This window comes from Spirulina sp. CS-785/01, from assembly GCF_028330525.1.
Taxonomy (GTDB): Bacteria; Cyanobacteriota; Cyanobacteriia; order Cyanobacteriales; family Spirulinaceae; genus JAQMSD01.
Window position 1 is genome coordinate 1 of sequence record NZ_JAQMSD010000298.1, and the last position, 12,801, is coordinate 12,801.

Consider the following 12,801-nt stretch of genomic DNA (forward strand, 5'->3'; position numbering starts at 1 on the left):
CCCATACAGAGTCTTCTTTCTCCCCAGACTCCTCTAACCCCCATACAGAGTCTTCTTTCTCCCCAGACTCCTCTACCCCTTCCTTAGACGAATTAGTAGAAACCTTTGCCCGTGAAGTCGGCGAAACCATCCAAGGCAACTCCCAAATTGAAGCCAACACCAAAACCAGACAATATCAAGTGCATTGGTCCGTGGACAATCATCATTTTTCCCTAAATATTCCAGGCATTCAACAAGCAACCACCACCGTCCAAACCCCTGAAACCACCCCACCGAGAAATCCAACCATCAGCCAATCTCCCGTCAGTGACACCTCCAACCGCTTCTTCTTAAACCCCTCCCTCAATAACGTCACCAACCCAGATCAACTCGTCACCCTAGTTGATCAAACCTTCACTGCCGACTATGACCGTTTTTTAGATGAAGACATCAGCAAAGAGAAAATAACCGCCCAAAGTATCCGCGACACCCTGCAACGAGTGGAAACGGAAACCGGGAAACGGGCAGTAATTCTCTATATTCTCAGCCAACCGCAACAATTAGAATTAGTCCTCGTCTTACCCGAAGGGACCCCTATTCGTCGTAGCATCCCTCAAGCAAACGCCCAAAAACTGCGGGAAACCGTCCGGGCCTATCGACGAGGTATCCTCAGCAAACATCGGCCTAATGCCTATTTTGCCCCTTCTCGTCAGCTTTATGACTGGATTATTGCCCCCTTAGAAAAAGAATTAGACCACTTAAATATTGATACCCTAGTGGTGAGTTTAGATGCAGGGTTGCGGACACTTCCCCTCGCGGCCCTTCACGACGGCCAACAATTTCTCATTGAAAAATATAGCATTGGTCAAATTCCCAGCATGAGCCTCACTGACCATCGCTATCAGGAGTTAAAACAGGCCAATGTGTTAGGAATGGGGCGATCGCATTTTACCGAAAAAGACCCCCTCCCGGCGGTTCCCTACGAACTCTCCCTAATTACCGAAACCCTAGGCCAAGGAAAATCCTTTCTCAATGAAGCCTTTACCTATGAAACCCTCAAAACCCAGAGTTCCCAAGGTTATGACATTGTTCACCTAGCCACCCATGCTACTATTCAACGGGGTAATACAGACCAATCCTATCTGCAACTCTGGGACCAACATCTAAAACTCCCCCAACTGCGAAACCTGGGATGGTATCAGGCTTCTCCCATTGAACTTTTAGTATTAAGTGCTTGTCAAACGGCCTTGGGGGATAAACAAGCAGAATTAGGCTTTGCAGGGTTATCGGTACAAACCGGGGCAAAGTCAGCCCTCGCCAGTTTATGGAATGTTTCGGACTGGGGAACATTAGTGATGATGAGTCAATTTTATGAAGGGTTATATGATCCCCAAGTCAAAATTAAAGTGGAGGCATTGCGACAAGCGCAACTGGCCTTATTAAACAACCATTATACTCTCCCAAGTGACAGTTTTAAGGGTTTAGGGGATGGGGAACAATGGGATAAACTAGCCCAACGGGACTTCTCTCACCCCTATTATTGGGCTGCATTTACGATGGTGGGGAGTCCTTGGTAATTTTTCATAGGTTAACCGGATTGCGGAAAACTTATATTGTATGACGAGGATAGATCATAAGAATGTGATCACCATATTGCCTTGACACGCCTTAAATGTTGCTTTAGAAATATACTCTTATGTCTGATTGGGTGGGCAATGCCCACCCACCCCTGTCAAGGTGAGAAATTGTAGAACGAGACACCGTTGTTTCAGACACTTGTGAGAGACATTTTCTCCCCCTCTCCCAAGGTTGGGGGGTGAGGGCGACTCCAAACCGCCATATCTCGTTACCCACCTTGACAGGGCTGGCAATGCCCACCCTACTGATTACTGATTAAGCTGTTCGGCATTTAAACTGTGTTATTAACAGTTAACTAGAGTCCTATCAACCTCTTTCCTGTTTCCTGTTCCCTATTCCCCGTTCCCTGTTCCGGAGTTCCCTGTTCCCTATCCACATATACCAATTTAAAACACCTTATTACTGGTATATATCCCCATCGCCATCGGGAAACGAGGGGGAACTATAACATAGAATCTAAGTACAGTCACTTTTATCTATGCTGTGGGTGTCTCCCCCACTCAGAAACCCCAAACCCCAAAGCACCACTATGAATAAATCACACCCCACTTTAACACCTCTCCAAACCCCCAACAGTGAACCCACAGAGACTCCCGACCTGGGGGACTCAACAACGGACTTAGAACCCCGTAGTAAACTGTTACAAGCGGTTCTCAATCCCGATGATTTAACTATTGTGCGGGCTAATGATTGGTTTTGTGAACTGACGGGAGTGGGAAGCGTGCAAGATTTAGCTTCCTTGGGGTTATCCTTGTCTGAGTTATTTTTAGACTTTGACGAAGAACGACAAACCCAACTGTATCGTCGTCATCTCATCCCCTTGGTATTGCGGGATATTTATGGCATCACCGGGGAAAATTGGCGTATTCTGGAAGAACCGTATATTACCCGCTTACAAAGTCCCCTCAGTGATGAACCCCGTTATATTCAATTTTGGCTGCGATCGCAACATTTACAAGTCGAATTAATTGATCCCACCTCCGATGTGGTCGCGGCCTTGGATGTAGAAAACCCAGAGTCTCTCTCCCAAGCGGTATTAGAAGAACAACTCAATTGGTCTAATTATCAAATTAAAGGGGAACTCCTCTGGGAAGGGTTAGATGTCACCTCCCAAGAAACCATCCAACGGTTAACCCAACTGTTAATTTCTCCCCAAAACTCCCTCACAGACCAAGATACCCTCTGTCAGGTGGCCGAACAGTTGCGGTCTCTCTTTCGGGCCGAAACCACCGTCCTCCTCAGTTGGAAAGCCAATCAAGCGCAAATTTATCTTTGCCAACAGCAACACCCCGAACAACTCCCCACCTTCACCCATCAAACCCTAGAGGAGTCCCACGTTTTCAAAGCAACCGCGGCCAACCGGGTGTGGAATGTTCCCGACTTACAGGGGACTTGTCATACGGAATTAGAACGGGAATTATTGGACCGGGGGTGTCAGTCTTTGTTATTAATTCCCTTACGACAAGATACGTCCAATGTGGACCCTTCCCAAATGGGCAATTTATTGGGAATGTTAATTTTAGGCAGCGATCGCGCCAATAATTTCGATCAACTGGACGCATCCCACGCCGAAGCCTTACTCCCCCCCCTCCGTATCGCCTTCTCCCAGGCCACCGAAACCCGCTTCTCTCGCGTTCATCCTGCCGTGGAATGGCGATTTTTACAAGAAGCAGAACGTCGTAGCATGGGACTCCCCCCAGAGAAAATTATTTTTAACGATGTTTACCCCATGTACGGCATTTCCGACATTCGCGGGTCCTCACGGGAACGCAACCGGGCCATTCAGGAGGACTTACTGACGCAATTTGATCTGGCCTTACGCATGGTTGAGGAAGCCTTAGCGGTTAAGCCTATCGCCTTTTTAGAACAGTTACAAGTTGATTTACTGGCTTATATTGAACGTCTCTCTCAGGAAGTTCATGTAGAGGATGAAGTGACGGCCATCCACTACCTCCAACAGCATATTGAGGTGTATTTTGACTATTTTCGTCAATGTGGGGAGGGTGCGATCGCTGCCGTAGAAGACTATAATGACGCTTGTGATCCCCAACAACACTGCATCTACGACTCCCGCAAACAATACGATGAAGTCATCCAACAAATTACCGCCCAACTCCGCACCACCTGGGAACAATGGCAAGAACAGATGCAGGACATTCTCCCCCACTATTGTGACATGGAAGTCAGCGACGGTATCGACCACATGATCTATATTGGGTCCTCGGTGAATAGTAATTTCTCCATCTTCCACCTTCACAGTTTACGCTATGAACAACTGCGAGCCATCTGTGATTGTGCGCGGACTTGCTTTGATCTGCGCGATCGGGCTAATCTTAACCTAGAAGTCTCCCACCTCGTCCTAGTTCAGAATACCACCGTCAATATTTTCCACGACGAACAAACCGAACGCTTATTCGATGTCATGGGGACTAAAGACACCCGTTACGAAATCGTGAAAAAGCGCATAGATAAAGGCATCGACACCAAAGAAGGGAAACGCATCACCCAACCCGGAATGCTCACCATTGTCTATTCCTCTGAGCAGGAATGGTCAGAATATCATCAGTATTTGCGTTATTTGGTCCGAGAAGGCTGGGTGGACTCCAAAATCGAGTCTGGGACTGTCCAAGCCTTACAAGGGGTCACAGGGCTAAAATACGCCCGTGTGGCCATCCTCCCCGAAGACTGGGAAGTGGAAACCGAAGCCCTCCATGAGGACTAAACCGTTTAAACAGTAATCAGTAATCAGTAATCAGTTGTTACTCCCCATCTCCCCCATTCCCCATTCCCTCCTATCCTAACTCAAATACAACAACAAATTTAACCCCGGAATCGTGCGAGATAACGTCCAAAACAGCAACGCAATATAACAAATTCCCAACCCCCACTGATACCAAACCAAAACCGACACAATACCAGGGAGATGTTCATCCCTCACCCGTAAATCATTAAAACTCAACTTGAGAAAATTATTTAAACTAAACCCATAATAATTCAACCAATTCCACCCCCGATTCCAAGGGATATAGGTATAGCGATCGCGGTAAAACGCAAACTTAGGTAAAATCGGTAAACTGCCAATACTAATCCGTAATTGACGTTCTGCCCCATTCTCCATAATATAAGGATAATCCAACAAAGGATGATAGCGACCTTTTTGATATAATCTCCACACTAAACCCAGAGGAAACGGAAGCAAAATAACCCCCACACACAGTAAAGAAAAATACGGAGACTTACTACTATGTAAAATCCCTACAAGACTTAACCCCAACAACACCATAAAACTTCCCACCATCCAACGAATTTCCACCCCACTCGGAAGAATAGGAGATGGGAACTTATACCGACACCGATCAATCAACCAAAAAAGGAGACTAAAATAAGCAATAGCAACCCCTCCCACACTCAAAATTAAATTAAAATTAGTCCCATACTCACTCAACAACAATAATACACTCAACCGTAACCAATTCAGCAAATCTGCCCCTCTCCTCCATAAAAATGCCCAATTCACCGGAGTCCCCACAATGCGAGTCGTAATTTCTTCTAACTGTAACTGCTTCAACGTATAGTCCACTTGATTCGCATCTGGAATTTGTTCTAACTTGCGAAAATTCCGCACTAAATTCCGTAACGTATTTTCATTTCCAGGTAAACTCGGAACGGAAATCACCTGACCAATTTGTCCCTTATCCCCAAAAATTTTCGCATCATCTGAATCAAAAGCAAGGCCAGATACCACCAACTTGGCCTGACTCGTAAAAACAGCATCACTAAAATCAATTTGATCTAATAAACTCACCTCCGTAAAATCAATTTTTTGATTAAACCGACTACTCCGAAACGCTGCCGCTTCTTCAAACGTGCTATTATTAAAATCCAATAGCCCTAAAAAGCGACTCTTATTAAACATAACCCGATTATTCCAGACCACCTGTTGAAAACTTCCCTCCCCTTCCCATTGAGAGTTTTGCCAGTCCGCAACTCCGAAAAAACTAGCGCGATTAAACAGTCCCTTATCCTGAAAAATTGCCTCGCCAAACTTGACATTTTCCTTAAACTGTGCATCCTCAAACCGGGCATTTCTCACAAACCGACACCGAATAAAACTTACATCCCCAAAAAAGCGAGTTTTCCCGAAATTCACCGACCGTAAAAACGTACTCCCCGACCAATCATTCAACTGATTAAACTTGGTCTGTTCCCCCTCTATGGGATGTAAAAAAACCACATTCGTAAAAGTCGCATCTTCTTGAAACTCCGTCCCCTCCAAGAGTAACGGACTGCGAAACAAATGGAGATAATTCACCTTATACCCTTCATTATTATCCGGAAACAACGAAAACTGGTCTTGTAAACGCTGTAACTCCATCGCATTTAACACCGTCTTCAACGTTTCATAAACCGTCGCTGTTTTCATCGTCAACCGTTGTAATTGAAACGGCCCCTTAATAATCGACTGACGTAAATCTAACCCCAAGGGAACATTCGCATTTTTCAATTTATTTTGAATCCTTTGATAGAATTCTTCTCGAAACTCACTATTTTCTGGGGTTAAATCAATGATAAAGTGACTTAGATTGAGAACCGTATAACCCCCTTGGGGTTCGGGAGAGGCCAGTTGGTCTTGGAGTAACTCAGAAGTCAAAACCGTCGTGGCCGCAGGGGGAGTCGTAGCCCACGCAGGAGACGCGACTCCCACCCCAATTAAAACTGCAATTAAAACTGCGATCGCAATTATAAATCCCCGTATCCAACCCCACATCAGGCCGCATCCCCTCTAACTCCTTGCCTAACCTACCATCTTTCCCCGAACCAAACACAACTCAGCAAAACCCATGAAACGAACCGTCACCCTCTTACTCACCGGACTCCTCACCGCTTGTAACTCCCCCAACAATACCTCCCAAGCAGAAAACCTCACCGGAAACGTCGAAAACTGTCCCACCCCCACCGAAACCCCCATCCCCCTCGCATCCCCCCCCGAAAACGACCTCCCCAACCCCTTCAACTTCTTCACCCAAACCGTAACCGGAAACCAAGACACCATCCGCTTTCAAACCAGAGACTACGACCTCGTGTACTGTCGAGGAAACAGAGAATGGACCCTTCAACCCGGAACTTATACCCCCACCCCAGACACCACCCCCACCGGAGAAGAACTTTACGACCAACTCGCAGACCCCCCTTACCAAACCGTCCAATTTCAGGGAGAAACCTACCAATACCGAACCCGACTCGACCCCAACCCCTTCGAGAACATGGCCACCACCACCGAAGCAGAACGAGTCCTCTTTGAACTCCTCCCCCCCAACCAAGACACCCCCATCACCCGCGAACTCTACACCGTTCAAGACGTAAGAAACGCCGAAATCGGCTTTAGTTTAGCCTATCCCGACATCATCAACCATATTCCCTGGGGCGATAAAATCCTCTGGTCCATCTCAGCCCCCCAAGGAGAAGGGTTCACCGGAATTGCCACCCTCCTCACCTACCACCCCGACACCCAGGCCATGGCAGTCGTCCAACCCGAACCCATCCAAAACCAAATTATCACCGATTTAGCCGCCACCGACAGCGACCCCAAAATCCTCTGGATGACCACCAAAACCTCCGGAGAAGGCAACCCCTACCTCCCCGGCCTCGGCCTCGTCCGTTACGACCCCAACCCCCAAACCATCACCCCCCACCACATCCGCAACAGTCCCCTCATCGGGGCCATCCCCACCCATCTCTGGATTGACGGCGAGGAACTCTGGGTCAGCACAGGGAACGGCATTTGTCAAGTCCAATGGCAAAATTCTCAAACCCAAGACAGTTGGACCTGCTGGCGATATGCCGTCCTCGCCGAACCCCCCGCAGAAATCGACCTCTACGCCACCTCTGGGGACGCAGAAGCCGCCACCACCCTTGAAGCCGTCGCCCCCCTCGAAATCCTCTGGAAAACGCCCCTATTGAACCCAGACGCGACTCAGCATCGCTACGAAATCTATTATGAGGAGGGATTTGTGGCCACCGTCGAAGAAGGAAAAAGCGACTGGTCCGACCAAGACTGGGACGTTCCCCCTTATTTTGCCCCGGTTTACTGGCCCGGTCGTCAATGGCATTGGAACGGAAACCGCTTCAAACGGGGATTTGATCAAGTCTCCCTCAACGTAGTCGGGGGTGGCCCCATTGGCATTGGGACTACCTTCACCTACCCGGAAAACCTCCCCAATGCCCATGCTATCCGGGGAGACTTAACCCTTTTAGAATTAACCGAAAATCAAACCACCGTCCGCCATCATTCGGGGTGGATAGCGGAGGAAGGCATTGATCCTTATATCACCATTTTACCCGTTGACCCAGTAGAAAACCCAGAACCAAACCCCTTAGAGGAGGAAAGCGAATAGAGAAAAATGACCGAAATTACCAGAGACCTAATTCAAGGAAAAGTCGGCAATCTTCCCTTGGTTGCTTATCCTTGGAAAGAGTACGCAGATCGCCTGATTTTGTGGGCTAAAGGCAAAAGTTCAGCCCATAGTGCGTTTGCTTTTGATGTCCTCATGAGTTTGGCCTTTATCGACACCATCCCCAACCTTCAAAAGCATTTTCAGGTATTTAATCATCTTCCCCGGCCTTATAATGTGCATATTGGATTTATTAATCTGTGTACTCCCTTATTGTTGAGTCAACAGACTTGGCATTATCAAAAAGCCGCCAAACCCCAGTCTGGGGCAATTGGAAAATTAACCAGTGAAATCATTCTGAGATTTATAGAACTCCTTTTCGATAATTTAACTCAAGTAAAATCTATCGGCGGAGTGGGGATGGTAGATGCAGTATTACACCATCAAGATGGTAGAATCATCTTATGTGAAATTAAAGCCTCTCCCTTAACAACTTTTTCCTTTCTCTTTGCCCTTCCTTCCTCTTTACAACAGAACCCTAAACAACTTACTAGAACTCAGGTAGAAAGTGTAGAGAGTGCCTTGTATCTTCACTGTAATGATTTAATATCCTTGGGTAAACCCCGTGATGAGCTATGGCCTTTCGCTCCGGCAATTAATTATTTAGTCAATGAAAAGAATTCTCAGGTTGTTGAACATTATGTCGAAACCTGGAAGCTAATTCGACAAGCCTACAAAAATAAAAATAGAGATACTCTTTTTTATTATGTTGCCAATGCGTCTGGACAACCTCCTAAAATTGCCAAAGAACAATTTAATTGGCCGACAAAACAATCCATTTCAGACTCTAAAACCAGTGCTGGACTAGACCGAACCGATGATATTAAAAAAGGAATTTATCAAACTTTTAAACTGAGTATTGAGGGAGCTAAAAGATTTCCCCAAGACAACATAAAAACTGCCTTAATTTCTAACCTACCTGCTTACCGACACGGACAAGACTATATTGAACCATTTTATGATATTTTTTGGAGTCCAGAAGATTTATTGCAAGAAAATGAGCAAGGCCAATATACTTGTAATCCACAAAATTTAAAAAGACCATTTGACTATATTTTAGCCTTAGATGATGCGTTTACAAGGAATGAGTTAATATGATTCATAATCACATTACCAGAGAGTATGATGGCATTGTTTTAGAGCGCATCAAGCACCTTCCTCCCGGTGGAAAAATGGGAGACTTACCTCCTCATTTACAACATAAAAGTTTTATTCGGACTGGAGAGAAAAAAACTGGGGGGCCAAATTTAAGAATATTAAGACTAGAGATGGATAAACCTAGTCTTACCGTGACAGCTTATATTTATAATAAATTTGTTCATCCGGTTGCAGATCGTTATATTACCCCTAGAGAAGCAGCGTGTCTTCAAGATTTCCCCGATGATTGGGTTTTTGTTGGCAAACTGGGTGAAGTTCAACATCAAATTGGTAATGCTGTTCCTGTGAAGTTAGCAAGAGCAATTGCTACTTCAGTCACCGATTTTTTAGCCGAGCGTGGAATCTATGGAAAAATTACCATTGCGTCTTATTTTTGTGGAGCAGGAGGGTTAGATTTAGGGTTTGAGCAAGCCTCTTCAAAACAACATCAATTTCAAACAATTTTTGCCACAGACCTTGAGCCATCTTGTGGTTATACGATACAATTCAATCGACCCAACTGGAATTTCTTGTTAGGTGATATTACCAGCTTTTCTGGGGATATCGTTTTAAAGCAAATGGGACAAAAACCTGATGTGTTGATGGGAGGCCCCCCTTGTCAACCGTTCAGCGTTGCAGGACGACAAAAAGCGACTCAAGACCCACTAGGACGATTATACCGTAATTATATCGAGCATATTGCTCAATTAGACCCTAAAATTGTCATTATGGAAAACGTTTATGGACTCACACAGGTCAAGCGTTCTAATATGCTAGAAGAAATTTATAAAGCCTTTCAACAAATTGGCTATCAAGTGAAGCACCAAGAGTTACTCGCTGCTGATTTTGGCACACCCCAATTAAGACGGAGATTAATTTTTGTAGCGACTCAAGGAAAGAATACGTTTAAATTTCCTATTCCTACCCATACCGAAAAACAGGATATTTTTGGGAAGCCTTTATATAGGGGAGCAGGAAATGCTTTTATTCATTTACCTAACCCACAAGTTTATAAAAAACTAACGAATTCATTAACTGAAATGAAGTCTATCTCTTTACGCTCTATCGAGGCTGTCCGTTGTTGATAATTTTCTCGATTTAACGATTTTTGATTGTCCAGTTAACTCCCATTAAAAAACAATGACTAATGTTTGAAGATAAGTTTAGTAATTTATACTTTAGTCTGACTGGAAATATAAGACCAAGTAAATTGAGATGGACTTTTGGCTTTAATTCTTAATATTTTATGATCTGGGGTGAATAATTCCCAGTTAAATAAGGCATCTTCACTCAGATCAATGACAGGGATGATAGTCAATTGATAATTACCGTTAAAGTTAACTTGTAAACCACCATTGTTTTGAATAATTACCGAATTAACCCTTTTTCCTTCAAGATTCTGTACTTCTGTTCGGATGCTTTTACTATCTGCTTCTGATGTTATAATATTATTATCTTGATAAGATAAAACCCAATTAGAATCTCTTGTCCCTAAACTCCAGTCTCCTTTTTCTAGGGTAAATTTAGGTGTTTTTAGGATGGTGGTTCGACCTCCAAATTCTAAATTTAGTTCTTCTCCATAACTTAAATCAGCATCCCAGCACAATTGACCATAAAGTGGTTCTATAATGTCTTGGATTTTTGTATTTGAAATAGACGCTGAATTCTGCATAATATAATATAAAAGTATTAAGAGTTATTTAAAGTTGCAAGGATGGGGATGACGTTGGAGGAGTTGGCGGGACTGCTGGAAAGTTATCCGGTGGAGGCAGAGGTGTATCATGGGGGGGAGGTGACGCTGGAGGAGTTTCGCCGTTTGATTGTGGCGAATTTGCAGGAGTCGGATAATTTTGTCTTGGTGAATTATCTGCGGAGTTCGATGGGCCAAGAACGAGGGGGACATATTTCTCCGGTGGCGGCGTATCATGAGGGGAGCGATCGCGTTTTAATTTTAGATGTCGCCCGTTATAAGTATCCCCCAGTTTGGGTGTCTGTCGAAGACCTATGGCGGGCAACAAATACCATTGACTCGGTTTCCGGGAAAACGCGAGGCTTTGTCTTGGTGAGTCCAGACTAATATTGTTTTACCTCCAAAAAACCGACTTTCTCTCAAGAATGCTGAGATTTCCCCCCAATTGGCCACAGAAACCCGGTTTCTCCCCGCCCAATCCCCAACCTAGAACCCCAAAATTATGCAATAATATTTCGACTGTCCGGCACAAGCGATTGGCATTATGGTTCAAAGTACCCCCTCCTCCCAAGAGATAGCAGAAGCCCTCTCAACCCCCGCAGACTTCGACTTCCAGCTTCCTGATCCTGAAGATGAGGAGATTCAGGAATACGACTTCCAGCAACAACTGGATACGGTGTGGAAGGTGTGTGAACGCTTCGATCTGCAAACGGATATTTGGCGGGGACGAGTGTTGCGGGCAGTCCGGGACCGGGAAAAGGTGGGTGGGGAAGGCCGAGGGACTGGCTTTTTAAATTGGCTGAAAAATCGGGAAATTACCAAAAGTCAAGCCTACGCCTTAATTCAGTTGGCTAATAGTGCCGATACACTGCTTGCAGAAGGCCAATTGAACCCAGAAGATATTAATAATTTTAGTAAACGGGCCTTTGTGGAAACGGCGAAGTCTTCCCCAGAGGTGCAAAAATTGGTGAGTGAAGCTGCTGCATCGGGCGATCGCATTACTCGCAGAGAAGTGAAACAACTCTCCGATGAATGGACGGCCATGAGTTCCGAGTTACTCCCCCCAGAGGTGAAAGAAAAAGCCTCCGAAGGCGGTCTCCCAACCCGTCACCTAGCCCCGTTGGTGAAGGAAATGGAGAAACTCCCCGATCTCCATTTAAAACCGATTCAGCAAGAAGTGGCTGGCAATCCCGATGTGGATACGGTGAAAAATGTCACCTCATCGGCCCGAAATTTGTCCAAATACCTCGATGCAGCGGCCCAAGTGCAAACCCTCAAGCAAGGGTCTTTAGACCTAGAAATGGCGTTAGAGGAGGCGTTACGGTTGGACTGTTTAAATGTGGCCGCGGATTTGGTGAAACAAGCCAATAATTTAGAACAAACAGTGGGGAAGTTATTCACCACTTGGACGCGGTTAGGGAAATTGGCGGATCGGTTGTATGTGGACACTGGGGCCAGTAATCCTCATTTGCGATCGCTGCTAACCTGTCTAGAAACTCTCACCAGTGACATGATCGAAGTCCAGTTAGATGAGGAGGGAGAACAGTCTGTTCGGTTACGGGTGATGACAGAAGACTAAAATAAAAGAGACGGGACTGTTTGAGGGAAATGCGAATGGAAATGATGTGCGCGATCGCACCTGAAGAAGTTTTAGCAGGAGGTTGCGGTACAATTATATAAGGTGGAAAGGACAAGTACAAAAACCTCCAGCTTCTTCACAGACATTGCCACGATATAAAAACTGCCCTAGATGGTAGTCCCGGTCTCATCGTAAATTGGGTTGGTAAGGGGAAGATGGAGACTCCTATCCTTCACGAAGGGGAGGAAATCTTCCCCTTACATGAATAACTGCCCGATAGGGCATCCTGATTAGAATGCGTAACAGTATCCGTCTTTCCTGTGTAC

8 protein-coding genes and 2 pseudogenes are annotated in these 12,801 nt (G+C 45.5%); 8 read left to right on the forward strand and 2 right to left on the reverse strand.

From position 1 onward, the window contains the following. Both PN462_RS19795 and PN462_RS19800 read left to right on the forward strand, forming a co-directional pair. On the forward strand, positions 1–1,556 hold a 1,556-nt coding region (locus tag PN462_RS19795), incomplete at its 5' end, for a CHAT domain-containing protein (protein WP_272130561.1). A 590-nt stretch (positions 1,557–2,146) separates the two neighbouring features. Next, on the forward strand, positions 2,147–4,339 hold the full coding sequence (locus tag PN462_RS19800) for a GAF domain-containing protein (protein ID WP_272130562.1): 2,193 nt from the start codon (positions 2,147–2,149) through the stop codon (positions 4,337–4,339). Between the two features lie 75 nt (positions 4,340–4,414). On the opposite strand, the gene PN462_RS19805 is transcribed toward PN462_RS19800, so the two are convergent. Then, positions 4,415–6,385, reverse strand: a complete 1,971-nt coding sequence (locus PN462_RS19805) for a pentapeptide repeat-containing protein (protein WP_272130563.1) — start codon at positions 6,383–6,385, stop codon at positions 4,415–4,417. Between the two features lie 73 nt (positions 6,386–6,458). Between PN462_RS19805 and PN462_RS19810 the strand changes: the two genes are divergently transcribed. The 3 genes from PN462_RS19810 to dcm are packed head-to-tail and all read left to right on the forward strand — an operon-like array spanning position 6,459 to position 10,291. Further along, positions 6,459–8,012 (forward strand): hypothetical protein, encoded by a 1,554-nt coding sequence (locus tag PN462_RS19810; RefSeq protein WP_272130564.1) that lies wholly within the window; start codon positions 6,459–6,461, stop codon positions 8,010–8,012. 6 nt (positions 8,013–8,018) lie between these two features. Continuing rightward, on the forward strand, positions 8,019–9,167 hold the full coding sequence (locus tag PN462_RS19815) for a hypothetical protein (protein ID WP_272130565.1): 1,149 nt from the start codon (positions 8,019–8,021) through the stop codon (positions 9,165–9,167). Continuing rightward, positions 9,164–10,291 (forward strand): DNA (cytosine-5-)-methyltransferase, encoded by a 1,128-nt coding sequence (gene dcm, locus PN462_RS19820; protein WP_272130566.1) that lies wholly within the window; start codon positions 9,164–9,166, stop codon positions 10,289–10,291. The genes PN462_RS19815 and dcm overlap by 4 nt, the downstream gene beginning before the upstream one ends. Positions 10,292–10,377: 86 nt before the next feature. Here the strand turns inward: dcm and PN462_RS19825 are convergent, their stop codons facing one another. Then, positions 10,378–10,878: a hypothetical protein gene (locus PN462_RS19825; RefSeq protein ID WP_272130567.1), complete on the reverse strand. Its 501-nt coding sequence runs from the start codon at positions 10,876–10,878 to the stop codon at positions 10,378–10,380. A gap of 33 nt (positions 10,879–10,911) precedes the next feature. On the opposite strand from PN462_RS19825, the pseudogene PN462_RS19830 reads away from it, so the two are divergent. From PN462_RS19830 to PN462_RS23690, 3 genes and pseudogenes are all read left to right on the forward strand, one after another. Beyond that, positions 10,912–11,283 (forward strand): annotated as a pseudogene (locus tag PN462_RS19830) (phytochelatin synthase family protein); the annotation flags it as partial. Between the two features lie 157 nt (positions 11,284–11,440). Continuing rightward, the gene (locus PN462_RS19835) at positions 11,441–12,475 is read left to right on the forward strand and encodes a hypothetical protein (RefSeq protein WP_272130569.1); all 1,035 of its coding nucleotides are present in this window, start codon (positions 11,441–11,443) and stop codon (positions 12,473–12,475) included. A gap of 101 nt (positions 12,476–12,576) precedes the next feature. Continuing rightward, positions 12,577–12,744: pseudogene (locus PN462_RS23690) on the forward strand (HNH endonuclease); the annotation flags it as partial. Between the last annotated feature and the right edge of the window lie 57 nt (positions 12,745–12,801).

Coding starts and splice junctions, on each gene's coding strand:
- dcm (WP_272130566.1), top strand. CDS start 9,164: ATGATTCATAATCACATTACCAGAGAGTATGATGGCATTGTTTTAGAG.
- PN462_RS19805 (WP_272130563.1), bottom strand. CDS start 6,385: ATGTGGGGTTGGATACGGGGATTTATAATTGCGATCGCAGTTTTAATT.
- PN462_RS19810 (WP_272130564.1), top strand. CDS start 6,459: ATGAAACGAACCGTCACCCTCTTACTCACCGGACTCCTCACCGCTTGT.
- PN462_RS19825 (WP_272130567.1), bottom strand. CDS start 10,878: ATGCAGAATTCAGCGTCTATTTCAAATACAAAAATCCAAGACATTATA.
- PN462_RS19815 (WP_272130565.1), top strand. CDS start 8,019: ATGACCGAAATTACCAGAGACCTAATTCAAGGAAAAGTCGGCAATCTT.
- PN462_RS19835 (WP_272130569.1), top strand. CDS start 11,441: ATGGTTCAAAGTACCCCCTCCTCCCAAGAGATAGCAGAAGCCCTCTCA.
- PN462_RS19800 (WP_272130562.1), top strand. CDS start 2,147: ATGAATAAATCACACCCCACTTTAACACCTCTCCAAACCCCCAACAGT.